This is a genomic window from [Clostridium] celerecrescens 18A (assembly GCF_002797975.1).
GTDB classification, from domain to species: domain Bacteria; phylum Bacillota; class Clostridia; order Lachnospirales; family Lachnospiraceae; genus Lacrimispora; species Lacrimispora celerecrescens.
In genome coordinates, this window is the sequence record NZ_PGET01000001.1 from 2165052 (window position 1) to 2191284 (window position 26233).

20 protein-coding genes and 1 other annotated feature are annotated in these 26233 nt (G+C 45.2%); of the genes, 4 read left to right on the top strand and 16 right to left on the bottom strand.

Annotated features, from left to right (window positions below; genetic code table 11):
• Nucleotides 1–33: 33 nt before the first annotated feature.
• Nucleotides 34–283 (bottom strand) — a binding site (T-box leader).
• Nucleotides 284–369: 86 nt separating this feature from the next.
• The 6 genes from H171_RS10070 to H171_RS10095 all read right to left on the bottom strand — a co-directional run bounded on the left by H171_RS10070 (nt 370) and on the right by H171_RS10095 (nt 8896).
• Nucleotides 370–1281 (bottom strand): CPBP family intramembrane glutamic endopeptidase, encoded by a 912-nt coding sequence (locus tag H171_RS10070; RefSeq protein WP_242976931.1) that lies wholly within the window; start codon nt 1279–1281, stop codon nt 370–372.
• A gap of 82 nt (nt 1282–1363) precedes the next feature.
• A complete protein-coding gene (locus tag H171_RS10075; protein WP_100305018.1) occupies nt 1364–2110 on the bottom strand; it encodes a GntR family transcriptional regulator in 747 nt (248 codons plus the stop codon).
• A 12-nt stretch (nt 2111–2122) separates the two neighbouring features.
• Entirely contained in the window at nt 2123–2770 is a 648-nt protein-coding gene (locus H171_RS10080) for a hypothetical protein (protein WP_100305019.1), read from the bottom strand.
• Between the two features lie 16 nt (nt 2771–2786).
• Complete coding sequence (locus H171_RS10085) at nt 2787–4916, bottom strand: hydantoinase/oxoprolinase family protein (protein ID WP_100305020.1); 2130 nt, start codon at nt 4914–4916, stop codon at nt 2787–2789.
• 70 nt (nt 4917–4986) lie between these two features.
• A complete protein-coding gene (locus H171_RS10090; RefSeq protein ID WP_100305021.1) occupies nt 4987–6330 on the bottom strand; it encodes a citrate transporter in 1344 nt (447 codons plus the stop codon).
• 463 nt (nt 6331–6793) lie between these two features.
• The gene (locus H171_RS10095) at nt 6794–8896 is read right to left on the bottom strand and encodes an elongation factor G (protein ID WP_100305022.1); all 2103 of its coding nucleotides are present in this window, start codon (nt 8894–8896) and stop codon (nt 6794–6796) included.
• A gap of 282 nt (nt 8897–9178) precedes the next feature.
• Between H171_RS10095 and H171_RS25020 the strand changes: the two genes are divergently transcribed.
• On the top strand, nt 9179–9460 hold the full coding sequence (locus H171_RS25020) for a sodium/proton-translocating pyrophosphatase (RefSeq protein WP_408645663.1): 282 nt from the start codon (nt 9179–9181) through the stop codon (nt 9458–9460).
• On the opposite strand, the gene H171_RS10105 is transcribed toward H171_RS25020, so the two are convergent.
• The 9 genes from H171_RS10105 to H171_RS10145 all read right to left on the bottom strand — a co-directional run bounded on the left by H171_RS10105 (nt 9417) and on the right by H171_RS10145 (nt 21762).
• Complete coding sequence (locus H171_RS10105) at nt 9417–10358, bottom strand: BadF/BadG/BcrA/BcrD ATPase family protein (RefSeq protein ID WP_100305024.1); 942 nt, start codon at nt 10356–10358, stop codon at nt 9417–9419. The two genes, H171_RS25020 and H171_RS10105, sit on opposite strands and share 44 nt — an antisense overlap.
• A 22-nt stretch (nt 10359–10380) precedes the next feature.
• Nucleotides 10381–11445: an acyltransferase domain-containing protein gene (locus H171_RS10110; RefSeq protein ID WP_100305025.1), complete on the bottom strand. Its 1065-nt coding sequence runs from the start codon at nt 11443–11445 to the stop codon at nt 10381–10383.
• Nucleotides 11423–13861 carry a hypothetical protein gene (locus H171_RS10115; protein ID WP_100305026.1) on the bottom strand — a complete coding sequence of 813 codons (2439 nt, stop codon included), beginning with the start codon at nt 13859–13861 and terminating at the stop codon, nt 11423–11425. The genes H171_RS10110 and H171_RS10115 overlap by 23 nt, the downstream gene beginning before the upstream one ends.
• Nucleotides 13862–13865: 4 nt before the next feature.
• Nucleotides 13866–14732, bottom strand: a complete 867-nt coding sequence (locus tag H171_RS10120) for a carbohydrate ABC transporter permease (RefSeq protein ID WP_186802533.1) — start codon at nt 14730–14732, stop codon at nt 13866–13868.
• Nucleotides 14733–14742: 10 nt separating this feature from the next.
• The gene (locus H171_RS10125; RefSeq protein WP_100305028.1) at nt 14743–15663 is read right to left on the bottom strand and encodes a carbohydrate ABC transporter permease; all 921 of its coding nucleotides are present in this window, start codon (nt 15661–15663) and stop codon (nt 14743–14745) included.
• Nucleotides 15664–15736: 73 nt separating this feature from the next.
• The gene (locus tag H171_RS10130) at nt 15737–17164 is read right to left on the bottom strand and encodes an ABC transporter substrate-binding protein (RefSeq protein WP_100305029.1); all 1428 of its coding nucleotides are present in this window, start codon (nt 17162–17164) and stop codon (nt 15737–15739) included.
• 201 nt (nt 17165–17365) lie between these two features.
• The gene (locus H171_RS10135) at nt 17366–19171 is read right to left on the bottom strand and encodes a sensor histidine kinase (protein WP_100305030.1); all 1806 of its coding nucleotides are present in this window, start codon (nt 19169–19171) and stop codon (nt 17366–17368) included.
• Between the two features lie 15 nt (nt 19172–19186).
• Nucleotides 19187–20776, bottom strand: coding sequence for a response regulator (locus H171_RS10140; protein WP_100305031.1), 1590 nt, complete (start codon nt 20774–20776; stop codon nt 19187–19189).
• A complete protein-coding gene (locus H171_RS10145; protein ID WP_100305032.1) occupies nt 20776–21762 on the bottom strand; it encodes a reverse transcriptase family protein in 987 nt (328 codons plus the stop codon). Before H171_RS10145 ends, H171_RS10140 begins: the two co-directional genes overlap by 1 nt.
• Nucleotides 21763–22192: 430 nt before the next feature.
• Here H171_RS10145 and aroF point away from each other — a divergent pair, with 430 nt between their 5' ends.
• From aroF to aroA, 3 genes are read left to right on the top strand one after another with little or no spacing between them, the layout of a single operon-like run.
• On the top strand, nt 22193–23209 hold the full coding sequence (gene aroF / locus H171_RS10150) for a 3-deoxy-7-phosphoheptulonate synthase (RefSeq protein ID WP_100305033.1): 1017 nt from the start codon (nt 22193–22195) through the stop codon (nt 23207–23209).
• On the top strand, nt 23206–24303 hold the full coding sequence (locus H171_RS10155) for a prephenate dehydrogenase (protein ID WP_100305034.1): 1098 nt from the start codon (nt 23206–23208) through the stop codon (nt 24301–24303). The genes aroF and H171_RS10155 overlap by 4 nt, the downstream gene beginning before the upstream one ends.
• A 14-nt stretch (nt 24304–24317) precedes the next feature.
• Nucleotides 24318–25595 carry a 3-phosphoshikimate 1-carboxyvinyltransferase gene (aroA, locus tag H171_RS10160; RefSeq protein WP_100305035.1) on the top strand — a complete coding sequence of 426 codons (1278 nt, stop codon included), beginning with the start codon at nt 24318–24320 and terminating at the stop codon, nt 25593–25595.
• Between the two features lie 75 nt (nt 25596–25670).
• Here aroA and H171_RS10165 read toward each other — a convergent pair whose 3' ends face one another.
• Nucleotides 25671–26183, bottom strand: coding sequence for a cysteine hydrolase family protein (locus H171_RS10165; protein WP_100305036.1), 513 nt, complete (start codon nt 26181–26183; stop codon nt 25671–25673).
• Nucleotides 26184–26233: the final 50 nt, after the last annotated feature.

The following is a 26233-nucleotide window of genomic DNA, read 5'->3' on the forward strand; positions in this document are numbered from 1 at the left end:
ATAAAAAAATGCGCCTCAGACCGTTCATACGGCCATAGAGACGCAGGATCTACCGCGTGGTACCACTCTATTTCATACAAGTTTTGTATGCTCTCACTGGATATCAAAGAACATATCCGCCCGCTTTAACGGTCAGGACACCGGCAATGCCTACACAGAAAGCAGAGCTTCCTTCAGCACGCTACTCAAAGGCCAGTTCGGCTGTCATTCCCAACCGGCTTCCACCACCCGCCGGCTCTCTGTATGTTTCAGACAGCTTACTACTCCTAATCACAGTATTTTTGCTAACTACAAATGTAACATAATTGACGAATTGTGTCAACCGTATTTTAAGAAACCCAGAATTTCTATGGACTGTCTTTCTTTTTATTAACTGGACGAAATGATAAAGGTCACAGTCGAAACAAGAAAAAACAAGATCATTCCAAGATTTAAGAACAGTACTTTAAATGCCCCTTTTCCCCATGTCTCCATAAGTCCGGGGTGAAACACTAATTTTTTTTGATTGATAAAAAACAAAATGGTTCCGGCAATAACCGCTCCCAGCATAAAAATGGAATAGGCTACGGTAAGCTGCAGATTATCTCCTATATGAAGAGCCACAACAGAACCAAGGAAATTAATGATCATATGAAAAATGATGGTATAGCGAAGCTTCCCCGTCTGAATATAAATATAGGCTAACACCAGACCGATTCCAAAGGCATAAAAGAACTGGTAAAAGTTTCCGTGGCTTAAGCCAAAAACAACGCTGGATACTAAAATCGCAGCCTTATCTCCATAGAGCCGGATCCGGTCAATTAAGACCTTACGAAAGAGGATTTCCTCACAAATTGGGGCCATGACCACCATGGTGACAAAAATTGACCAGGTGCTTAAGCCCTTCATCACTTCCTCTACCGGGTTTACCATAGGCTTTCCCAATAAGGCGCAGACGATACTCATAAGGCTCTGGCCCATTAGATTTCCAAAAAACAGGGCACTCATACAGACCAGGAATCCGGAAACCAGCATTCCTGCCCCGGCCTTTCTTGCCTCGGGTCTGTATAAGACCGGCATATCCTTTATAATCAGGCAGGCAACGACTCCGCCCATAAGGTAATTCGACAGGGAAACAAATACCATATACCAATTTCCAAAGGTTATATTCATTCCAAACCGGGACAGTAAAAGAGCAACGACTCCTACCTCAAGCTGTATTACAATCGTTACAAGAAGGAATGCTCCATATCCGATCCCCACTCTTGAAAACGCCTTCCATGCATTTCTTCTGTCTTCCACTATTCTCATACCTCCTGCCAGTTGGTATCAGTTTATCACAGATCAGAAAAAAGCGCAATTATTCAAAGCCCCCTCTTACTGGCTATGCATGATATTTCAGTTTTGTGTCCACCAGAAAGTCAATGCCCAGCTCATCCGGTTCTCTTCTTATTTCTTTATTTTCACGGTCAAACAAGTCCGGATATTTGGATACCAAAGGCCGTTCCTTGCTGATCAGACGGTTCAGATGATGGTTTAAAACTCCATGAAGCTGTTCAGAATCCTTTGCAAGGATGGCATCCATCAATTCTCTGTGCTGCTTTACAACCCCTGGTTCAATTCCGGAGTCTGCCATAGCCAGCATCTGGATTCTTCTGTAATGGCCGGAGTTTGCAGCCAAAATATTATTGCAGTATCCCTTGTTGGCTCCTTCGTAAAAGATGGAATGAAAATACATATCCTCTCCCCGAAATGCCCGGATATCTTTTGTTTTTTCAAGCTGTTCCTGTCTGTCCAAAGACATCTCCAATGCGGTGATTGCCTTTAAATTGCATACCGCCATAAATTCCAGCATCACATTTTCTTCCACGCAAATCCTCAGAAACCGCTCATTACGGACCTTATCATAATCAATCTTAGATATCATGGTTCCACGCTGGGGAAGAAATGTAATGAGTCCCTCCTTGGAAAGGCTGATTAATGCATCCCTGACCGGAGTTCTTCCAACCTCATAGGATTCGCTGATGTCCTTGATGCTGAATATCATTCCAGGGCGCAGCTTCAAATCCAGTATATCGGATCTCAATACATCATATATGGTATCTTCCTGGTTGTTTTCTATGACGCCCATGAATGCCTCCTGTTAATAACTTAATACTTCCCTGTACATCTTCAGGGCTTCTTTTGAATTATAATTATAATACAAAAGAATATCAAGAGCAAATGGTGAATAAAGAAATCCATTAATTTTCTTTGAAAAATACATGCCGGCAATCTCAGATAACGCCCTTACGGTTGATTTACTCTTGTAGCCGAACAGTTTCCACAAAATCACTTTTTCCCTTCTGGTATAGATTCCCTCTTCCTCTTCCTCTAGGAAGTGAAAAATCTCATGCCCCAGGATCAGCCTTTCAATCTGTTCCATCGGAAACAGACTTTCAAACAGGCCATTTTTCGCCGCCAGCTCTATGGGTTCCTTCATGATCTGTATCTGGTCAGGAGGGGTAAAAAGAGCAAATAACACCCTGTCTGCTATCTGCCCACTGTCCGCATACTCTACGTTTAGTTTTAATTTTTCTGCCAGCTCCCAGGGATCCCAGGTACCCAGACTGCTCATAACCTTATCTGCCATTTCATATCCGCAGCAGATCGCCTGTTTAATCATCCTCTTTTTTTCCGATTCGCTGACTTTGTCGCGCAGGATGTCCCTGGAGAACGCATACATTCCCCAGGACAGATCATCCACCTGCGCAAGTCTTTCTGCCATTTCCCGCAATATCATCTCCGACATAACCGTCTCCATATATTTAATTCTGTTTTACGTTGGCTCCAACAATCATAATTTCTTCATCTGGCTCCAAAGATGATACCTCCAGATCGATTAAAAGTTCCAGCTGTTCAAAATCCTGGGCAGCAAAATCCGTAACTCTGGCACCCATGCAAATGTAATAATCAGGCCTTATAATCAGGTCCGTCTGGTAAACAGCCATATCATCCCAAAGCCGTTTTAACACTTCCAGATAATCTGCCGCTTTGACCTTCCGGCACATGCCTCTTCCTCTCTGCACCTTAATAAAGCCCTTTTTATCAACGATACGTATGGCACCGGGAGAGTCATCCTCCACCTTTTCCCCATAGATATAGAAGTAATCTGAACTTGCCAGAAGCTTTGTTTCCTTATCTCTAATCCGCATATCCTGGGCAGCCAGATGCCTGGCTTCCGTTTCATCACATTCCTTTAATAGATCCGCTGTTTTAACCTCTGTGGATCCGGTTGCAATCGCCGTTACTTTAGAGGTCTGAGGATCAATCTCAATATGAATTTCTACTGATTCTGCGGTTGCTCCGGACTCAATGGCCTTGTTTAAGGCCTCATTCTTAATGGCACGGATATCTTCCTTAGATGGAGTGGGCATAATACGCTCTACCACATCCCGTACCATGGAAAGAGCAACACCAATGGAAGAAATGACCTCTGCATTTTCCGGTATGGAATATTTAACACCCATCTTTTCACTAAAATAGATAATCAGAGATGCTGCTCCCCCGCCTACGCCAACCAGGGATATCTGATCCCTTTCCAGCTTATATTTTTCCGCCAGTTCCAGTATAACCGGTTCAATCTTTGCATAGGCCTTTTCCATGATCTGCTTCGCAATATCTTCCACCGTGGTGCCGCAGTAATCAGCTAAAGCCGCCATGGCCATTCTGGCAGATTCCACCTTTCCGAAAGAAAAATGCTCCGGCCTTACCAGCCCCAGCACATTGGCCGCGCAGGAATTTGTAAGCGTAACCGCAGAACCGTCCTCCAACCGTATCCGGACATAATCGGTAGGATCACCGGGTTTTGGGGAAAAGAACTCCACCTTTGGCCTTTTGATCTTAGCTGGGTCTGTATACACGGAATAATCCAGTCCTGCAATATGAGCAGAACGGGGACCTACATCCAAAACACCCTGCTTGTTTGCCCGGACCATGGACCCTCCGGCCACGCCCAGAACCCGTACATCAAGAGAAGAGATATAGGTAGGATGGCCGCCTACAATGGAATAATCAATGGCTGGGCGTCCATTTTTAATGACGCCGATGTTGGTGGTAGTTCCTCCCACCTCAAAATAAACGCCGTTGGAGGCACGAAGATACATAAGTGAACCCATCACGGATGCTGCAGGCCCTGACAGCATGGTCAGAACCGGGCGCTTCTTCATTTCTGAAATCTCCATTACCCCGCCGTCGCCTCTCATAATCATCAGCGGCACATACACCCCGGCCTCTCTTACGGAGTCTTCTGTCGAATTGGCAGTATCCAGCATCTTTGGAAGGATGGAGGCATTGATGGCAGCGGTTCTTGTCCGCCTGGTAAGTCCGTAAAGCTTGGTAATATCAGAAGCCATGGTAGTGGGAATGCCTCTTTCGCTGGCCGCCTCGTAGACCTCCTGCTCCGGCCCGCCGTTGTCTACACCAAAGGCCATGGAAGAAACAAATACCTCTGCGCCTGCTTTCTGCATCTCGCCAATGGTTTTTTCCACTACAGACTTATCCATTTTTTTAATATTCAGAAAATCATTGATAATTTTGATTTTCTTATGATTCCCAAGATCAATATCCGCCAGTCTGGCCTGCTTTTTTGCAAGGATTCCTTCCAGACCGCCCTTTGCCATGCCGATAACGCCCACTGCAGCCACATCCCCTTCGATCAGCGCATTGGTAGCCTGTGTAGTAGAGTGGGCGACGAATACTACATCTTCCGGGCTGATTTGATTTTCGCACAGACAATTTTGGAAGGACTTAACCACTCCTGCCGCAACGCCTCTGGGATCGTCATGGGTTGTCTTCACTGAGGACTTTCCAATAATTTCATGGGTGGCATTATCAATGGCAACCGCCTTTGTATGAGTGCCTCCCACATCGATGCCCATTCTTACTGATCTTCCCATTATGACCATTCCTTTCTAAAGAGGGAACTGGCAGTATTCCCTGCCAGTTCCGTATTTATTTCATATAATATTACATTAAACCACCGTAAAGGACAAAGGCAAGAATACAGCAGATAAAGCCGACGATCCATCCTGTGGGTATAGACATCTTCATATAATCTTTTGTCGAAACCTTTGTATAGCCAAAGCCCCAGGCTACCCAGGACTGTGTGATATCCAGATGCTGCGGTGCAATGGTTGTGATAGCAAACAGAGGATATAAGAATGCAACAGGTGCGTCCGGAAGTGCGGCAATAACTACCGCCAGGATTGCAGTTCCGCATCCAACAAGGTTCAAAGGACCTCTAAAGAAGCCCAGAGGAGTCAGGATTGCAAAAATAAGAGCAAGGACAAGAGCGCTCCTCGGTACAAAGCCTCCCAGAATCGCAGTGAAATACGGTGCGGCATATGCAGCTGCGTTGTTAAACATGGACAATGTAAGCAAAAAGCCGATCATCGGAGCAACATCAATGGAACCATCGGTAAACAGCTTGGCAAAAAGCCGGCAGATATCGGAATAAGTTCCTTTCAGCTTTCCAGTGGTTATCAGTGCATAAATACCGGCAAGGCAGAATCCAAGGATAATCGGGATCTGAAAGATTACAACACCCAGAACCGGAAGGATTACGGAAATCCAGGAAATGGCCGGAGCATTTTCGCTTACGGTAAAAGATTTTGCTGCCCAGGCATGAGCCGCCTTTTTGCTCATGAAAATGTTAGCTACGATCAGAACCACCACCAGCGCGACTACCATACAGATGACGCCCATCTGGAAATAATCATTGTAAGTATAGTTTTCTGCAGCAGGATTAAAGCCTGCATAAATCGTCTGATACTGTTTGAAGTTTACAATATTGCCAAAGATACCGGCCATAATGGAACCCATAAAGCTGAACATGGCAACAGGTGCCGGCACGCCCAGTGACAGCATGATCGGAAGCACGATAACCGCAATTGAGATTACAGGACCAATTCCTGTCATGGACATAAAGATAATTGCCGTAACAATACATAACAAACCCATGGTGATCCTTGGTTTATCACCGCCCAGTTCAACAACCTTACGGATAAGTGTTGATGCAATTCCCGTTTCTACCAGAACTCTGCCAAAAAATGCTCCGAAGAATACGTTGACCAGGATAGACTTTGCATATCCGGCCGGACCATCCGCATAAACGTAGGTCAGTACATCAATAAACGACTTGCCTTCCATAGCGGAATTGGGTGAAATGGAATTTCCCACCAACGCAAGCGCTGTCCAGAAAGTTGCCATGACTGCAAATCCCACCATGAGGTTTAGCCCTTTTACACAATACCATACCATGCCCAGGAAAGACAGAATCATGATAATGCCGATGATAACATTGACGTTCATATGAACCCTCCTTTAAAAAATAAAGTTTATAGAAACCTGCAGAAAGCCATGTAAGCTTTCCGCCACCCCTTAAGCGGCAGTAAACCGCCGTTTATACTAATATATTAGTACTAAAATATTAGATTGTATACGGGGATATTCCCAGTTTTTATGTCATTTTTTTAGTTATTATTTACAAAATGTTGTAATTTAATCCTGATTTATTTTGCATTTTAGCTATGTCAAAAACGCAATAATAATGTCGAACTTCATACTAATATATCAGTTTTTCTTTATCGCAAACTTTATTCTTCTTATATGCCTAACCTTTCATCAGATGACATTCAGCCCCCACAAAAGGAGATCATTGAGCAGATTAAGTCCAAAAACTTTATCAGACAATAAAAAAACCAATTGCAGCACCTTATAAGCAGGTGTTGCAATTGGTTTTTGTCACTTTTCAATGATTTAAGCTGCGGCTTATTTAAACTTCTATCCTGTCAATCTTGGATGCTCTCTCTTCCACTTCTCTCTTCTGCACATCTCCCGGAGCCAGTTCATAGCGGCTGAATTCATATTCATAGGTTCCGATGCCTCCGGTCATGGAGCGCAGATCCGTATTATAGCCAAACAGTTCAGACATCGGCACATCCGCTTCAATGACCTGCTTTCCGCTATGGTTGGAATTCATTCCCAGAACCCGTCCTCTCCTTCGGTTTAAATCTCCCATAACATCTCCGGTAAATTTATCCGGAACCGTAACCTTAAGGAATGCGATCGGTTCAAGCAGAACCGGATTTGCCTCCATAAAGCCCTTTTTAAAGGCCATGGTTGCAGCCATCTTAAAGGCCAGCTCAGATGAGTCAACCGGATGGTAAGAGCCGTCGGTCAGCGTAGCCTTTAATCCCACTACCGGATAAGCAGCAAGCGGTCCTTTTAAGACGCACTCTGCGATTCCCTTTTCAACTGCCGGGAAATAGTTTCTCGGCACTGCCCCGCCAAATACGCTTTCAGCAAATACATAAGGAGTTTCTAAATCCCCGGAAGGTTCAAAGGACATCTTTACGTCACCGTACTGTCCGTGTCCGCCGGACTGTTTCTTATACTTGCCCTGGACTTCCACTTTCTTACGAAGGGTTTCCCGGAAAGCAAATTTCGGTTTACTTAGTTCAATGTCAACCTTATAGCGGTTTAATAGCTTGCTTACAACCACCTCCAGCTGCTGGTCTCCGATGGCATAAAGGAGAGACTGGCGGTTTTCCGTATCATTTACTGCCTTTAAGGTCCAATCCTCTTCCGTCAGTTTTGCCAGGGCACTCGAAACCTTATCTTCATCGCCCTTTGTCTTGGTCTTATAACGCATATACGTATATGGAGTGGATATCTCCGGTTTATGATAGACGATTGGTGCAGAGCGGAGAGCTATGGTATCACCGGTCTGCGTCACATTAAGCTTTGACACTGCTCCGATGTCTCCTGCTTTTAATTCCGTAACTTCAATGGCCTCCTTACCTCTTAACACATAAAGCTTTCCGACCTTTTCCTCTGTATCCTTATTCACGTTATAAATGGCGGAATCAGGCTTTAAGGTGCCGGTACAAATCTTTAACAGGGAATACTTTCCGATAAACGGATCCACTATCGTCTTAAACACACGGGCTGACAGGGACACATGATCGTTATATTTCGCTGTAAAACGTTCACCCGTAGAAATATCCACGCCGATACACTCAAAATAGTCGGGGGATGGAAAATACTTATCTATAGCCTGAAGCACCATCTTGGCGCCCTGGGCGTTAATTCCGGAACCAAGCATGACCGGAACGATATTTCCTTTTATCACATGTTCCCGAAGGGCTGAAGAAATCTCATCAAGGGTAAACTCATCACCGGAGAAATAGCGTTCCATATATTCCTCGCTGGTTTCTGCTACGGCCTCCATAAGAGCTTCACGGGCAATTCCCAGATTCTTCTGGCTATATTCAGGAATCTCACATTCTTCATAATCACTGTTTACGGTAAAACGCCGGCCTGCCATTTTTACAATATTTACAAAACCTACGAACTTTTCGTTTTCACGAATCGGGAGGTGGAACGGTGCAATCTTTCTTCCGAACTCTTTATCAAGCTTTAATAACAATTCACGGAAACTTGCATGGTCGTCATCCATATTTGTAACAAAGAAAAGTCTGGGAAGCTTGTACTTTTCGCAGAGTTCCCACGCCTTTAATGTTCCAACTTCAATACCTGCCTTACAATTCACAACTATTACTGCTGCATCCGCAACGCTGATGGCCTCTTCAACTTCGCCAACAAAATCAAAATATCCGGGAGTATCAAGCAGGTTGATCTTGATGGGGCCATCCTCTCCTTTATACTCCAAAGGAATCAGGGTAGTAGAGATGGAGAACTGTCTCTTAATCTCTTCTTTGTCATAATCGCTGATGGTATTGCCATCGGTAACTTTTCCCATTCTGCTGATGGCTCCGGTAATCAACGCCATAGCCTCTGCCAGGGTGGTTTTACCGGCGCCCCCGTGCCCAAGTAAGGCGACGTTACGGATCTGTTTGGTTCCATACACGTTCATAAACATTCCTCCTGTTCGGTATTTAAGTCTATAACGATATTTTACTAAAAATGTCTTATAATTGCAAGCAAAAGGTGCAATTTGCACAAATATTTTTTATACATATCCCAATTCAATAAAAGAAGCGGTTACTGTTATGAAAGACGACAAAATATTTATACAATCTTAACAACGACCGAGTTGAAATATACAAAAATCGCGATAAAATACACAATGAAATAATAGCAAAGAGTCAGGACCTGCATTCACCATTCTTTCCGGTAAGTACTTACCGTATTCGATATTATCAATCCCACAGTATTTTTCGGAATGCTGGTGGGAGCCTCCGTTCCCGCTATTTTCTCTGCTATGCTGATGCTTGGGGTAGACCGCAATGCACAGAGAATGGTATCATTGATGGCGGCAGGACTTAATAAGATCGTGGCAGGCTGCCGCACACAGGCTATAAAAAAACGGTGCCAGGACTTGTGTCCTGACACCGTTTTTCTAGATTCAGTTAATCCGTCTCTTTCTATCCGATTTATAAAGTTCTTCTTTCAGTTTCCTGTGTTCTGGCGGCTTTAAGTGCCGTATCCAACGCACTCATCTCCGGTATTCCGATCTCAGTGCCGGGCATTCCTACCAGGACCTTTTCTTCCACCATACTCCGGATTATATCATTTTTAACCAGAACACTGCCCCAGAGCCAGAGGTTTAGCTTGTCCGCAGGACTATCTTCAGCCATCTTGGATTTCGTATCCCGAATAAGCCCCCACAAGGCATCCCCGCATTCCCGGTGAATTCGGACGGCTTCATGATCACCAAGGACCGCCGCCTGATATGCATACAAGGATAATCTGGCGATCTCAGACTTTTCCATAAGATAGGCATTGATAAAGTCATCTATTTTTTCCAGTGTATCAAGCCCTGTCTCCTTAATAATAAGAGGTGTTAGAACGGGACATTTGATTCGTCCGGACAGATCATCTCCCACTGCTTTTAAGGTTTTCAGCCCCATGTCAAACCCGCTTCCCTCGTCGCTAATGATGTGATTCCAGCCGCCTGTTCGATAGATACTTCCTTTTTTATCTCTCCCAAAGCATATCGAACCGGTCCCTGATATGACCACCAAAGCAGGATCCTCTGTCATATGAAGAAAAACCTCGCAGTCGTTTAACACCAGCAGCCTTTCATGAGGAAATCCCATCTCCTCAAAGCTGGACCTGCAATTATGCTCATCCGATGGAGAATCGATCCCGCTGGCTGCAACACAGATACCCAGACAGCAGCCCGGATCCAGATTTAGTTCTTTAAGAGCCGGCAGTACCAGATCCCGGTACCGAAGCCGGCTTTTCTCCGCTCCATCCGTATTTAGGCTGCAGCCCGGCGCCGTAAATTCTCCAAGTACCTCCCCAGCCGAACCGCAGATTTTAAGCCTTCCATTGGTACCGCCAATATCCAATCCTGCATAATATCCTTTCATGATGCCCTCCTCCATTTAGGTTTCATTTCCACGGCATAAAGCCTGCTGTGGTAAACATCTCCTTCCCTCCAAGAAGATATTTTTTTAACGAGATTTGCAGCGAGGTGCTGCATGGGTAATTCTCCAGTTTTTCCATAGAACAATCAAACCCCATGACCCGTTCCAGAATTTGGGGTTGTTCCGCCTTTAATGGCATTTTGTAAAAACGCTCCATAAAGCTTATGATCCTGCTTTTCTCCGGAAGTATAACCTTAAGATGAGGATCCAGCAGCCAGCTGTCACAGACCAGAAGGCTTCCTGTATAATATTCTTTTGCCGTTTCCAAAGCAGAATCAATTTTATCAGGAGACAGGTCTGCCCCTTCCGGAATGTGAACTGCCACCGCCTTTTCTCCCGGAGCCAGTTTAAGCTCCCAGTCAGACAAATTAAGCGTTACTGCTTTCTCCATCTTAAGCACTCCCTGCTTAAGATCCGGCGAAAAACCAGTCACCGTTTCTTTCAGAACGCTTATATAAGTTTCGGACTCCCTGTTAAAATTTCTGCCATTGGTCCCCGAAAAATAACCATCCTGATCTACTTTATGGCCAGTACATGCCAAAGCCCTGTATTCTCCAGTCAGCCTGTTTTTAAAAATCAGGAAGGGAAATTCATAAGTCAACTCCTCAAACTGCAGGCTGCCAAACCGCTTCACCCTTCCGGAAAGGGATCGAAACACCCACTCAATCTGATCAAGGCCCACCTTATCCCCATGGTATCTCCGGTAAACCCTGATCCAGATTTCAATATCCTTCATGGACTCCAGAAGAACCCATTCCGGGATCCCCTGATTTTTAAGTTCTACAAAAACCTCCGGCAGCATCCAGTCTATATAAACGACCGGAAGCAAATAAGCATCCAGATTCAGCATCTTAGCATGCCGGATCCCCAGTTCTACCGCCTCTGCGGCGTGTTCCGGGTCCTTCCTTTTCAGCAGAAGCTCCCTGCACCATATGTAATTACTCATAAAGAAGGGATAACTGCGGAAAACGGCGGATGCAGAAGCAACCGCCTTTTGAGTATCTTCACTAAATATATTGTGTCTTATCATGATTTTCCATAAACCTCACTAGCAACCCGCCTGCTGTCAGTACACGGTCCTTTTCATTAAATTCCGGCTGTAAGCTTTCCGCATAAACCGCAAACTCATCCAGGGATTTAAAATCATGGCTGCTGCCGCATACGCAAAAGTATGCCATATCATCTCCATAGGTCCTGTATTCACAATCAAAAAGCTGGTCATCAACAGGTTCCATCACACCGCTGCACCAAAGAGCGGCAAATCCATTCTTCTTCCTGCCCAAAAGCCAATGATCCTGAATTCTGGTTTCCTGGAATTTGGGAGCCGGGAAATAGGCGTGGGTAAAATGTATTGGATGATCCTTAGGTATGTGATAAACCGCGCCCAGAAGATTCCCTTTCTGAGCCAGAGCCGGCATCACTCCGTTTCCATACCAAAAGCCCGGTCTCATGGAACTGGAGTCACAAGTTCCTCCCGGATGGTTGGTGAACAGATCCGTCTCCTTATCCAGCGCAGCATACCACATATGCTGCTGGTAACCGTATACTCCCGGTTCAAAGCAGGTGGTTCCGTGGAATCTTTCATTGAGAGACTTGGTGTATTCACAGGTTGAAGGATCTGCATCCGGATCCAGAGTTAAATTCCTCCAGCGCTCAAAGCCCGGATCCATTCTAGGGGATTGAACTGAGGTCATACAGTATTCCGGGGTCTTTTTCAGACAGATCAGTGCATTTCCCGTAGAATAGCTCTCATCTGCCGGTGCTTCCATAAGCTGTGTCAAACCGGCCGGCAGCCGGTATCTGCTGCTGGCATAAAAGCCCAACCAGCCCTCTCCAAAGGAAAAAGGAACTTTTGAATTGATCAGATTCATCAGTGCCTGAGCTCCCTGTTCAAAGGGATGGACCACTTCCCGGTACACACGTCCCATGGGAGCGATAATAACCCCATCGTAGGTGTGACGGCAGAGCATTTCCAAAAGACGGTCCGTAACTTTTGCAGCGCGTGCAGAAATCTCCGGCTCTGAATAATCAATGACATTTAACAGAGCTGCAAAGGTGACGCACATATAAACGGTGCTTAAGAATTCTTCAAAGCCATGTTCTTCCACATCCTCCAGCCAGAGTTCCACCTTGGCCCTGCCTGCTTTAGAAAGCTCCCTTCCGGTCATATCCGCGCGGGGGAAGTAATCATCCGGATACATTTCCCCTGCATTCATGGCACAGGTATAGAACATCAGGGAATGATTCTCGCTCCAGAAGCACATGGCATCGGAGCCTTTCTGGTCCATCCAGTACCTCCAGTTAAGAAGTACCTCCTTTACCCGTTTTGCCATGTTTTCATCCACCTGATAATTCTTTAAATACCGGATCAGGCCGCACACCAGGAAATCCGAGCAGTCATAACGGCTTTCGATCTGGTCAAGGGTCTCATAAAGCAGGTCAATATCCCTTCCATCTTCCATGCCAAAAGATTTCCTTGCAAGGATGTTTGAAATGGAAAAGCCAAACTTGTCTCCTCTGGATAAGCTTTCCGCATCCCCGATCCTTCGGAAAATGGCATCCCTGTTTTCCTCAAAGCTCTTTCCATCTGAATACACCGGCTTCTGGGCCAGAATGTTCTCCACCTTTCTGGTGAGAACAGCATGCTCCTTCCTGACACTTACTAAAATCACTCCAGGCTTTTCTTCGTCTAAGACCACTTTATCCCTGCCGCTGATCTCCTGCCACTCCTTCCGGCTCTTAACCTGAGCAAAATCAGGACTCTGGCTGTCGTAAGCCAGCCAGGTACCTTGGGGAGCATTTCCTTCATAGGACATAATAGAATCCCGTATGCAGAGGGAACCAAGCCAGTTCTCCGTACGGACAAGATCATCGGTCTTTTCCCCATCCGGAAGAACAACGGTAATATCAGCTGTATGATTAAGGATCTGGATTCCGAATAAGGTTCTGGTATCCCGGACGCCAAGAGTCTGAAGACTGACGTAGATCTGGTTGATGCCTTTCTTCAACCGAAACTCCATGGTCTCTTTCCGAATAGGCTTGTATACCGGCGGGTCCATGTGGCACATAAGCTCCCCGTTGCACCAGACATCCACTGCGGCATAAGACCATACAGCGGCATTTACCGTCAAATCCCTCTCAACCAGGATTCCGGTAACTGCATCTAGCTCCACCTTCTGAAGGGTAGAATAAAAGGTGCTTTCATCTACAAACCAATTTCCATAGTGGTAATAGTATCTCCATGGCATACCAAGACGGCTGGCTTCTCCTAAAGCCACAGGCCCTTCCGGAAGGGCCATGCTTTTGTCTGCCACCAATGATCTTAAGTGTTTCTCATAGCGCAGCTGGTTGTCATCGGTCTCATGATTGATAAAATCTGTCTCTCTTGGGCCGGATACCAGGTAATTGGTAAGAAAGCCCGATCTGTTTAAATGTAATTTTTCCATCTTTTTATCCCTTTACCGCGCCAGCAGTCAACCCGCTCATGAAGTAGCGGCTGGTGCACATATAAATGACTATGATTGGTATGATTGAAATTGTAGAGCCTGCAAACATCAGGTTCCATGCAGCCGTTCCGTCTCCGCTGTTTTTTAACATGACAACGCCAACAGTCAGAGGGCGGAGCTTGTCATTGGACATGGTGAACACCAGCGGCATGATGTATTCATTCCAGCCGGTACGGAACGAAAGAAGCCCGATGGTCGCAATGACCGGTTTTAAAAGTGGTAATATTATTTTATAATAAATCTGGAAAAAAGTACAGCCATCTAATTTGGCCGCCTCATCAAGTTCCTTGGAAATGGTATTCATAAATCCACGTACCAGGAAAATGTAGGTTGCCTGACCCATACCAGTGGAAATCAGGATTATGCTTAGAAGGGAGGTATTCATTTTCACCTTCACAGCGAGTTCAAACAGGGGCCTTAAGCTTACACTTCCCACGTTGACAAACATAAAGGCTACAAAAATGCTGTACAATAACTCTTTTCCTTTGAATTTTTTTCTTGCGAACACGTATCCGGCCATGGTCGTTGTCAGGATGGACAATACCATGACACCAAGGCTTATCATAAGGCTGTTCACAGTATAGACCGCGAAATTGGCCTTTTCCCAGGCCTGCTTGTAGTTGTCAAAGATAAATGTTTTAGGCAGAATGTCGGTGCCTCCTAAAAGCAGTTCATTATTCGCCTTAAAAGATCCCAGTATAATGTAGATGACCGGGTAAAGGGTGATCAGCGAAATAACCAGGAGAAGCATGAACAGAAGGCTTCGCATTACTTTTGTCTTTTTTGAATATACGGTATGTGTCTTTTCCATATCTGCCTCCTTAAACCACATCATCCAGTTTTCTTGCAAGGTACATGTAAACGGCTGTAATCACGCCGATAATAAGAGCAGCCATAATGCTGAGTACGGTTGCATAACCGATCTGGGGCGTTGTCTGTGAACCGAATATCAGCTTATAAATATAGGTGAACATTACCTCAGATCTGCTGTTAGGCCCTCCATTGGTAAGTACAAGAATCGATTCATAATCCTTCAGCGCTGTAGTGATGGCCAGCATTAAGATAACCTTTAGCACAGGGCTCAGCATGGGAAGGGTGATATAAAAGAATGACTGTACCCCATTGGCTCCGTCCATCTTGCAGCTTTCGTATATTTCTTCCGAAATGCTGGAAAGACCTGACATAAACAGAATCATATAGTTTCCGAATCCGCCCCATACCGCCACGATGATAATGGAAATCATAACGATGGAGGCGCTTCCCAGCCAGTCAATGGGGGAATGGATCATTCCAAGCTTCTGCAGATAAGCATTCAATACGCCGTTGTATACGGCAAAGATAAAGCCGAATATAAGGCTGTAAACGGCAGAGCTTATGACCGTAGGCATAAAATAAATCCCCCGGAAGATTCCGCTTCCCTTGATCTTCTGGTTCAGCAAAACAGCAAGAAGCAGGGATAAGGGTATGATGATGATTAACTTCATCACAGCATATTCAAAGGTATGAAGGACGCTGCGCCAGAAAACGGCATCCTGAAACATTCTGGTAAAGTTTTTAAATCCTATATAGTAAGCTGTAAATCCGTTGTAATCATAGAAAATATATCGGAAAAGCCAGCAGAAAGGATAGATGGATATTACCACCAGCAAGAACACTGCCGGAAGCAGCATGAAAAAAGAAGCAAAATCCCCCCTGCTGCCTGCCCGTTTCATTCGCTCCGCAAAGCTTAATTTTTCTTTCATGAGTCGTTTCACCTTTCTTTAAAACAGGGGCTGCTTTTAGTTTGTCTAAAAACAGCCCCTCTGCTCTCTGCACTTATTTGTCTAAGTACTCAATAGTTCCTGCATTTGGATGCATCGGGTCAAAGTCCTTGATGATAAGTCTCTTAATCTTGCCCATGCTTACATCATTGTCAAGCGCATCGTTGTATCTCTTGTTTAAATCTTTGATCGCATCGTCAGCACTGACATTGCCTAAGATCGCATTCCAAAGAGTTGCTATATAATCATCACCCTGGATAGCGACTGCCGGTACTGCCGGATATACGCTTTCGTAATCCTGTAATTTGAAATCCGCCAGTCTGCCGGTCTTAGAAGCATCGATCGCACTGCTCATATATCCGGAGATCGGAAGGCAATAGCCGCCCTCTAAGTAGCCCTTTAAGAAATCTTCACTGGAAAAGAACTTAATGACTTCCCATGCAGCATCTTTATTCTTGGAAGAAGAAAGCATCATGTACCCCTTCTGAGGCTGAATGGTTAAAGCGCCCTTTATTTCTCCGTCAAGAGTCGGAACGGTGGATACTCCCCAATCAAATTTAGTAACCGGGAACTGGTCGGTAAACACACCTGCTTCCTGAGATGCATTGCCCCAGAGAGCAAATGCACCCTCTGCAAACTGTGCTCTCATGGCGTCTACACCCTGGGATACGGATCCCGGAAGAACGCTGTTATCCTTAAAGAACTGGTTGCTCTTTTCGATCACCGGTTTATAACCGTCAAAATTGAACTCACCATTCTTATAATCATAACGGTAGATACCGCTTGTCTCACAGGTACCTTCAATCCATCTGATGAAGGGGACGCTTGAGGTAAAGGCAACACCGAAGTTTTTCCCACCGCCGTTTTCCGTTACCTTCTTAGCCAGATCAATGACACCATCTAAGGTATCCGGGAATTCGGTAACACCTGCTGCTTCCACCAGAGCTTTGTTGTATTCCATTCTTACACCGCTTCTCATGCCTGTGGGAATCCAGTATACATTGCCGTCGATCATGTCGATTCCTTCATACTGAAGCTTGCTGGCCTCGGTCACCTTCTCATAATCAGCATCTGTAATTCTATCATTTAATGGCTCCAGGATTTTTGCATCTGCAAAGGTCTTTAAATCAAAGCCGCTCTGGCCTGCACTGATCCCTGCAATATCAGGTGCCGTGCCGGAGGAATATGCCATGGAAAGCATATTTGCGTAATCGTCTGTTACCACAGTCATTTCGATCTTGATGCCCTTGTCATTGGTCTCATTGAATTCGCTGATTTTCTGATCCACGTACTCGGAGTCATGACGGTCATTGGTCCAGACCTTTATCACTGTTTCCCCTGCTGAAGCGGCTTTTGTGCCCTCCCCTTCTGCCTGATTCTGCTCTGCAGTTGTGCCGGCCGTACCTCCTCCGCCAGAACAGCCCGTAAGTGCAGCAGCAGCCAGGACTCCTGCCATCATAAAACTCAAAGCTCTTTTTTTCATAACTTTCTCCTTTCCAAACTTATCATAACGTATTTGCCTTGATGCTACTATTTTAACCATTTTAGTTTTATTATGACATGGCATTTTCCATGATTCATGTAACACTTTTAAACATTGTACCGCAGCAGACAGCCAAATGATAATAAAAGAAGGCATCCCGCAGGCCATTAACCGGCATTTGGGATACCTCACTTATGCTTCTTATTTTCCGGGAATGCGGATCACCACACTATTCCTGTAATATGGAATGGTCTGAAAATCCATCTCCGCTTCTCCGTAATATATTTTTAATCTTGTATAAACATTATGAAGCCCGATATGATGGCCCCCTGCCGGTTCATTCCGGTAAATGGTGTCGTGGGCTTTCTCTATATCAATGCCGCAGCCATTATCAGTGACTTCAATGTAAATCCAGTCCTCTTTCCGGTAAAAACGAACATCAATGGAAGGAATGCACACCGCCTCCCCCCACTTCTCATCCCGAAAGCCGTGCTTGATGGAGTTTTCCACCAGGGGCTGTAAAATCAATTTGAGAATCCGATACTCATTAAGCTCCTCCTCTACATAGGACTGGAAGGAAATAGACTTATTGGTCCTGTGGTTCATGATATTGATGTAAGCTTCCACATGGGCGATTTCATTCCTGACCATGATAAGCTCATCCCCATAGTTCAAACCAATCCGCATAAAGGTCCCAAGATTATTGATCATGGATGATGCCACTAAAGTGTGGTTGTTCAGCACTTCAAGGTTGATGCCTTCCAGCGTATTATAGAGCAGATGAGGATTAATCTGTTCTGCCAGAAGTTGTATCTCCAGCTGGTATTTTTCATGCTCATCTTTCTTGATCTGGCTGATTTGAGACTGAATGGTACAGTGCATGGAATTGACCGCTGCATTCAGTTGTCCGATTTCATCATCGTATTTTGTTTCATATGGCTCGTCATATTGATTCTCCTTGATCTGCCGGATGCTCTCCATAAGCCGTTCCAGAGGCGAAGTGATAAACTTAGACAAAAGAGCGGAAAATACAACAGAAAATATCAGACCGGCACCGCCCATTAAGACGATGAATTGATTCATGGCAGCGATCTTCCTGTTTAAAGATTCTTTCGAGAGAACGCTGATCAGCTGAAGGTCCGAAAACGGAAGCATCTGGGAATAAACTACATTGTCCGTCAAATCCGCTATCTGGCGGATCTGGGTGTCCTTATTATTTTCCTTTACTCCCCGGATAAAATCCTGGCTTTCTAACACCATTCTCATGGACTGGGGATTTTTAAGGCTGATGTTATTTCCCTTGGAATCCACCACAAAATAAGAGCGTTCAAAATAATTGGCATTGGATAAGGACAGCCTGCTTTGAAATTTCTGCAGATTTAACAGGACCACCAGTCTGGTAGCAACTTCTTCTCCCTTCGTGGTTATCACCACATTATCGCCGGGAGTCAGCGTTGATAATGGAATCACAATGGGAATTACGTCTTGCTGCTGCAAAAAAGGGCTCTGACAGTTAGGGAGCCAGGTGATTTCACCAATGGCTCCATAATCAGCCAGGAAATCGGATAAGTTTTTCTCCGGTCTCACCCCATAAGCATATACCGTATTGCAGGTCCCATCCTTATTGACCATAAACACCGACTCAATCATACTGTTGCTGCTTATTAGGTTGATGAGCTGGACCTGAACCCCTTCCTGGTTTAAATAGTTGTTCTGATCCCGGCCGCTTACGACCACCCTTTGTATGGCAGGGGTGGAAGCAAAGCTGATTACATTCGTAAGCAAGGTATCATACATGTTATTTAAGGATTCCGAAATCACATTCATGGTATCCTGCATCTGCATTTCCACTTCTTCATAATAGAGCTTGTTAAAATATCCTCTCGCAAAAATGCAAATAAAAATAGTAAGCATGATGTCAATGCTGAACATGCAAATCCGGATTTTGGAAGCGATCTTCCTGTCTCCAATGAATTTAAAAACCGTTTCTTTTAACCGTTTTATCATATCTGCCTTTCCAAATTACAGTGTTTTTCCGCTGTTTCTGTTGTAATCCGAGGGGGAGACACCTGTGTTCTGTTTGAAAACCCGGTAGAAGGAACGGTAATCGTCGTAGCCGGTTGCAGCGGCCACTTCCGCCACCGGCATATCCGGCATCCGCTCCATCAGCCCCTTAGCATGATCCATTTTGATCCGGATCACATAATCCCTGAAATTGATTCCCGTCTTTAATTTAAAATAACTGGTAAAATAAACATCACTGAGATTAACGTGTCTTGCCACGTCCTTGGCCAGAATTTTTTCTCCCATATGGGACTTGATATAATACTCCGCCGCCTGAATGATCTGGTTCTTCGGCCCGCTCTCTCCGGATCCCTGCTTTCCGGCACACGCTTCCAGAAAATCCTCCATATAGGCCTTCAGTTCTTCAAAGGTACGTATGGTATTAATGGGGAGGATGACTTCCGCCTGGGAAAACTCTTTTCCGCTTCCCAGTTCCTTCTGAATATCCGTAATCAGATAAATACACATCCCACGGATATAATTGGGTGGGGGCATCGGCACATAAAGAAGTTTGGAAAAATATTCCCGGCAAAACTCCCGTATTTGCTCCGTCCGGTTCATGGCAATCGAATACATCAGATTATTATAATCCATCTGATTCGCTGCTGCAGGCGGCGGCGCAGTGCACAGAATGCTCTCATCAAAGATCTTATGATCCGTCTCATAAAAGCTGTAGGACAGGCACATAAGGGCTGTTTTATAGGAATTGGAGCAGTCCGTAAGCGAAGCTCCTTCCTTACCGATTCCGACCGTTAAATCCATAGTCGAATCCCGGTTCACCCGTTTTAGGCACCGGACCGCAAGATAACGGTAATTCACAGGCAGATCTCCCGGCTGCATGGTATGGATGATCGTCAAAAGCTCGCTGGAGCTTGAGATAAGAAATTCATATCTGGTTTCCTGAAGTTCTTCACTCACAATATCCATCAGATAATTGATCTGCTGGAACTCATCCTCTTGTTCCCCGTCCTCTTTCCCCTGAATGGAAAAAACCATGACCCGGAAAGGACTGTCATTTAACTTAAGTTCCAGCCGCCCGATTTCATCCTTTATCTCATCATAGGAATAAAATTCGTTCTTTAAAAGTCTCTTTAAGAATTTTTCTTTTGGCTCTGACTTAACATTTAAATAGGCGGAATAGGAATGGATATGGTTGGACTGGAGGATCTCCTCTTTCTGCTGTCTGATCTCCGTCACCAGTTCATCAATCTTAATTGGCTTTAGAAAATAATTCTTAGCTCCCAGCTGAATTGCCTTCTGCGCATATTTAAAATCTCCATATCCGCTTAAAATAATAAAGTTGGTCTGCAGCTTTTCATTTTTTACCTGTTCCATCAGCTGCAGCCCATCCATGCCCGGCATACGGATATCGGTAATGACAATGTCTGGATTGCAGGACTTAATAATCTCATAAGCCTCCCTGCCATCCTCTGCAGTGCCCACGATGGTAATACCAAACTGCTCCCAGGGCACAACCGTAGACAGCCCATTGCGGATCGCCGCTTCATCGTCCGCTATCAATAGGGTTATATTTTTATTTGCATCCATTATTCTGATTTCCTCCCAAGTACAGCCAAAAGCTTCTGCTCCGCCTCCTGAAACCACTGATCTTCAGGATTTACCAAAAGGATATACTGTATTCTTCCCAAAAGAGAAAGAAGATACTGATTCTCCGGAATTCCCGCAGCATTTCCGATCCTTTTCAGATGGGAATTTACCCCGTATTTCTGACAGTAAAAAATCTCCTGCCGCAGTTTCCTTCTGTAATCCAGGGAAACCTGCAGTTTTTCATTGACCACAATTCCCGTTACCGCCTGTCTGCCATTGCGGTATAGAATCCTGGTCTTTGTTTCATTCAGTTCAAACCCCATGGAATTTAAAAAGCCGGAGACCTTCCGAATGACCAGGCCCGGGTTAAAATCACCGGAAAACGTCATATCATCACAGTACCTGGTATAGGAAATTCCTTTATTTTCGCACCATTTATTTATGGATTCATCAAAATGCTTCATAACCAGATTGGAAACTGCAGGGGAAGTGGGAGCCCCCTGAGGCAGAAAATCGTTGCAGCAGCATAAGGCAGTCAGCATGGTTCCTACTGCAGGATGAAAATACCGGACGGGAAAAACGCTCTTTAAAATCATTGGAAATGAAATGCTGCCAAAGAAATCTTTGATATCCAGCTTCACCACCACATGTTTTCCTGTATGAACCCTGGCATTGGACACCACTCCTGCACCTTTGTGGTAGGCGGTGGCGCTGCTTGAGACCGCATACCCATCCAGGATATGATGCAGGATATTCCTCTGTATTCTCATCAGCATATAATCCGGTACCATGAGGCTCCGCTGCCTTCCGTCTCTCTTTGGAATACGGACGGTGCGGTAATGGCGTTCTGTATGGTTGCTGAACGCATAAAGACATGCCATTACCTTCTGGTCCGGCCAGCTGGTATTCCCCAAAAGCCGGAAAGATAATAGCATGTCCCTGCAATACTCCTTCGTGCAGTATTTCCATAAATCTGTATGATACATCGGCTCCTCCATCGTAGTTATATTCTTAAATTCCTTCTTATTCCTCAAAAAACAACAGAAGCAATACAAACATGATGCCGTAAGATGCGAAGATGTACAAGCCGCAGGCGCAGGCACATGCAATGTGCGGTAGTACCTCGCAGCAGATTATGGCCTTTGCCTAAACCATGAAATTCCCGGCAGCGACTCGCTGCCCGGCCGCAGGATCATTACATGCGGAAATACTATTGCTTCTGCTGTTATGGTAATTATTCTATCACAATGATTTTAAATATTCCACTCTGTTTTTCTTTGCTGGATATGCCTGAAACCTTTTCTTATATAATAATTTACGTTAAAGCGTCGAAGTTTAACGTGTAAAAGCGTTGACAACTTTCCTGCAATGGATTACAATGGGGGATATATTTGCAAAAGAGAGGACATAAAAAACATGATCATTATTATGAAGCCTAACGCTTCCGAGGAAGCTGTTGGTAAAATAAAAGACTTAATCGAATCAAACGGACTTCAGGCTCATTTATCAAAAGGGACGGAAGTAACAATCGTAGGCGTTGTAGGCGATAAGACGAAACTCCAGGGCGCAAACATCGAGATGTTGGAAGGTGTTGACAAGATCGTTGCTGTGACCGAAACCTACAAGCTGGTGAATAAAAAATTTCATCCGGAAGATTCCGTTATAACCATTGGAAACGCAAAAATCGGACCAGGCCATCTCACCATAATGGCAGGTCCATGCGCCATAGAAAATCACGATATGGTACTTGAAACTGCTTTTGCAGTAAAAAAAGCAGGCGCACAGTTCCTGCGCGGCGGTGCCTATAAGCCCAGAACCTCTCCATACGCATTTCAGGGTCTTGAGGAGGAAGGGCTGAAATACATGAAGGAGGCCAGGGAAGCCACCGGGCTTAACATAGTCTGTGAAGTCACAAGCCTGCGGGCTCTTGAAACATCCGTAAAATATGTGGACATGATCCAGATCGGTGCACGGAATATGCAGAATTTTGAGCTTTTAAAAGAAGCAGGAAAGACCGGCATCCCGGTTCTGCTTAAGAGAGGCCTGTCCGCTACCATTGATGAATGGCTGAATGCCGCAGAATACATTGCTTCTGAAGGAAATACAAATATCGTGCTTTGTGAACGGGGAATCCGTACCTTCGAGACTGCTACCAGAAACACCCTGGATATCAGTGCCGTACCGGTTATCCGCGCTAAGAGCCACCTACCAATCATCATTGACCCAAGCCACGCAACAGGAGTACGGGCTTATATTGAGCCGATCTCCAAGGCTGCCATAGCAGTAGGTGCTGACGGGATCATCGTGGAAGTTCATCCATGCCCAGCCTGCGCCCTGTCAGACGGCCCCCAGTCCCTGACCTTTGAACAGTTTGATAATTTGATCGATGAATTAAAACCTTACGCCAGGCTTGCGGGGAGGACATGTGAATGAGCGATGCCACCATTGCCTTTATCGGGCTTGGTCTCATCGGCGGTTCTATCGCCAGAGGGATCAAGCGTGAAGAACCAAATACAAAAATCATGGCCTACATGCGCACCCGTTCCAGGCTTTTGCAGGCAAAAGAAGACGGGATCGTTGATGTCATCTTAGACGGAATCGGAGAAGAACTCCGGGAATGCGATCTTATCTTCCTCTGTACTCCTGTGGAATACAATGCAAAGTATTTGTCAGAAATCCAGCCTTTCTTAAAGCCTGGAGCCATCATTACCGACGTAGGAAGCACCAAGACAGATATTCATGAGGAAGTAAGCCGTCTTGGCATGGAAAATAGGTTTGTGGGAGGCCACCCTATGGCCGGTTCGGAAAAGACCGGATATGAGAGCTCCACCGATCATTTGCTTGAGAATGCTTATTATATCATTACTCCTACCCAGTCTTCTACCGAGGAACAGGTAAGCCGCCTGGTGCGGATCGCAAACATGATCGGCTCCATTCCCCTCGTCCTCAATTATCGCGAACATGACTTTATTACCGCAGCAATCAGTCATCTGCCCCATATCGTAGCCTCCAGTCTGGTGAACCTTGTGAAGGCTTCCGATAATGAAGAAGGGCTTATGAAACGGCTTGCTGCCGGAGGCTTTAAGGACATTACAAGAATCGCTTCTTCCTCTCCGGAAATGTGGGAACAGATCTGTATGACAAACAACCAGAATCTTTCTGTGATTCTGGAACGCTATATTGCCTCTTTAAGTCAAGTCCTGGGTGAGCTTAAGGCAAATGACAAACAATCGATTTACCAGCTGTTTGAAACCTCCAGGGATTACCGCAACTCCTTTTCAGAAAAGGTACCGGGCCTCATTGCACCGGATTATTCCTTCACGGTGGATATGGCTGACGAAGTAGGTGCTATTTCCACCTTATCCGTCATCCTGGCCGCTAAGGGCATCAGCATTAAGAACATCGGCATCAACCACAACAGGGAGCACGGAGAGGGAACTTTAAGGATTGCGTTTTATGACAAAGAAACCATGGACAACGCATGGAAACAGCTGGAACGGTACCACTACGATTTAATTTCAAATTAAAAGAGAGGATTCCTATGAAATTCACAAAAGCCTCCCCTTTAAAGGGCGAAATAACCATACCAGGTGACAAGTCCATCTCTCACCGCAGCGTGATGTTTGGTTCTATTGCAAAAGGAACCACGGAAATCAGCCACTTTCTCCAGGGGGCCGACTGCCTTTCCACCATCTCCTGCTTTAAGAAAATGGGAATTCAGATTGAAAACAACCAGGACACTGTCATTGTCCATGGCAATGGACTCCGGGGCTTAAAAAAACCGGAAACAATCTTAGACTGCGGAAACAGCGGAACCACCACACGCCTGATCTCCGGTCTTCTGGCTGCTCAGGATTTTGATATAACCTTAACCGGTGACGAATCCATTCAAAAACGACCTATGAAGCGCATTATGGACCCGTTATCCTTAATGGGGGCTGATATAAAGAGCGTAAAGGAAAATGGCTGTGCTCCTCTTTCCATAGGAGGTAAAAAGCTTCACGGCATCCATTATACAAGCCCGGTAGCTTCCGCCCAGATAAAATCCTGCATCCTATTAGCCGGACTGTATGCAGAGGGCGAAACAAAGGTGACGGAACCTTATGTATCCAGAAACCATTCGGAAATCATGCTGAAATATTTTGGGGCCAATGTTAAGACAGAAGGAACCACCGCCTGCATCGCTCCCGCTGAAGAACTCTACGGGAATAAGATCGTTGTTTCGGGGGATATCTCTTCTGCTGCTTACTTTATTGCGGCAGGCCTGATGATTCCGGGATCAGAAATACTAATTAAGCATGTCGGAATTAACCCTACCCGGGATGGGATCATTCACGTTTGCCGGGATATGGGTGCTGATATCACTCTGTTGAAGGTGAATACGGATTCCGGGGAACCTACTGCGGATATTCTGGTAAAATCCGGCTCTCTGCAAGGTATTACTATCGGCGGTGCTATTATCCCTACCCTCATCGATGAGCTTCCCATGATCGCTGCCATGGCCTGCTTCGCAGAGGGCGAAACCATTATAAAGGATGCAGCGGAATTAAAAGTAAAGGAATCCAACCGCATTGAGGTTATGGTGAGGAATTTATCTGCCATGGGAGCCGATGTAGAGGAAACAGAGGATGGCATGATCATCAGAGGCGGAAAGCCTCTTCACGGTGCTGTCATAGACAGCAAGCTGGATCACCGGATCGCCATGACCTTTGCAGTTGCAGGGCTTTGTGCAGAAGGAGAAACAGAAATCTTAGGCGCAGAATGCGTGAATATCTCTTATCCTGGCTTTTATCAGGATCTGGAGAGATTGATGAAATAAAATAGATCAGTACATTTATGTCTGATTACAAAAATGCCGGGAGAACTTAAGTTCAACCCGGTATTTTTATTGATTCTATAAAACTTCGATTTGGCACATCTTCATAGCCTCTAACGAATTTTCATGGCTTTTTACAGTCACACCCGCACAGCAGGAGGAGTCCACCAGCACCGGAGTCTCAGGAAGAAAAGCTTTGACCAACAGGGCATTGGAAATCACACAGATGTCCGTACATAAACCCACCAGTTCAATGGATTCATATTCTCTTTCTGTCACATATTCTCCAATCACTGAGCTTCCAAACGTGTTTTTTTCAAAACGTATCCCCTGAAATTCCTTTAAGGAATTATCAAGCTCCCATCCGGCTGTTCCCCTGACACAGTGAACGACCGGTAGTTTTTTCCCCTCCTGAGAATTAAGATAATTCTCCTCATGGGTATCCAGGGTGAAGATCACTTCATCTCCTGCTGCCTGATATTCCTCTATTTTTCTTTTTACCTTAGGAACGATAGACACCGCCTCGGGCGTTCCCAGGGAGCCGTCGATAAAATCCTTTTGCATATCTACTACGATTAACAACTTTTTCATGGACAAACCTCCGATAATAAATAGTGTTTATAGTTTAACACATTTGCACT

Bases quoted from the DNA above. Each gene is read 5' to 3' on its own strand.
- H171_RS10165 (WP_100305036.1), bottom strand. From the start codon at position 26,183: ATGAAAAAGTTGTTAATCGTAGTAGATATGCAAAAGGATTTTATCGAC.
- H171_RS10145 (WP_100305032.1), bottom strand. From the start codon at position 21,762: ATGTATCATACAGATTTATGGAAATACTGCACGAAGGAGTATTGCAGG.
- aroA (WP_100305035.1), top strand. From the start codon at position 24,318: ATGAAATTCACAAAAGCCTCCCCTTTAAAGGGCGAAATAACCATACCA.
- aroF (WP_100305033.1), top strand. From the start codon at position 22,193: ATGATCATTATTATGAAGCCTAACGCTTCCGAGGAAGCTGTTGGTAAA.
- H171_RS10105 (WP_100305024.1), bottom strand. From the start codon at position 10,358: ATGAAAGGATATTATGCAGGATTGGATATTGGCGGTACCAATGGAAGG.
- H171_RS10155 (WP_100305034.1), top strand. From the start codon at position 23,206: ATGAGCGATGCCACCATTGCCTTTATCGGGCTTGGTCTCATCGGCGGT.
- H171_RS10110 (WP_100305025.1), bottom strand. From the start codon at position 11,445: ATGATAAGACACAATATATTTAGTGAAGATACTCAAAAGGCGGTTGCT.
- H171_RS10080 (WP_100305019.1), bottom strand. From the start codon at position 2,770: ATGTCGGAGATGATATTGCGGGAAATGGCAGAAAGACTTGCGCAGGTG.
- H171_RS10085 (WP_100305020.1), bottom strand. From the start codon at position 4,916: ATGGGAAGATCAGTAAGAATGGGCATCGATGTGGGAGGCACTCATACA.
- H171_RS10125 (WP_100305028.1), bottom strand. From the start codon at position 15,663: ATGAAAGAAAAATTAAGCTTTGCGGAGCGAATGAAACGGGCAGGCAGC.
- H171_RS10090 (WP_100305021.1), bottom strand. From the start codon at position 6,330: ATGAACGTCAATGTTATCATCGGCATTATCATGATTCTGTCTTTCCTG.
- H171_RS10140 (WP_100305031.1), bottom strand. From the start codon at position 20,776: ATGGATGCAAATAAAAATATAACCCTATTGATAGCGGACGATGAAGCG.
- H171_RS10075 (WP_100305018.1), bottom strand. From the start codon at position 2,110: ATGGGCGTCATAGAAAACAACCAGGAAGATACCATATATGATGTATTG.
- H171_RS10095 (WP_100305022.1), bottom strand. From the start codon at position 8,896: ATGAACGTGTATGGAACCAAACAGATCCGTAACGTCGCCTTACTTGGG.
- H171_RS10120 (WP_186802533.1), bottom strand. From the start codon at position 14,732: ATGGAAAAGACACATACCGTATATTCAAAAAAGACAAAAGTAATGCGA.
- H171_RS10135 (WP_100305030.1), bottom strand. From the start codon at position 19,171: ATGATAAAACGGTTAAAAGAAACGGTTTTTAAATTCATTGGAGACAGG.
- H171_RS10115 (WP_100305026.1), bottom strand. From the start codon at position 13,861: ATGGAAAAATTACATTTAAACAGATCGGGCTTTCTTACCAATTACCTG.
- H171_RS10130 (WP_100305029.1), bottom strand. From the start codon at position 17,164: ATGAAAAAAAGAGCTTTGAGTTTTATGATGGCAGGAGTCCTGGCTGCT.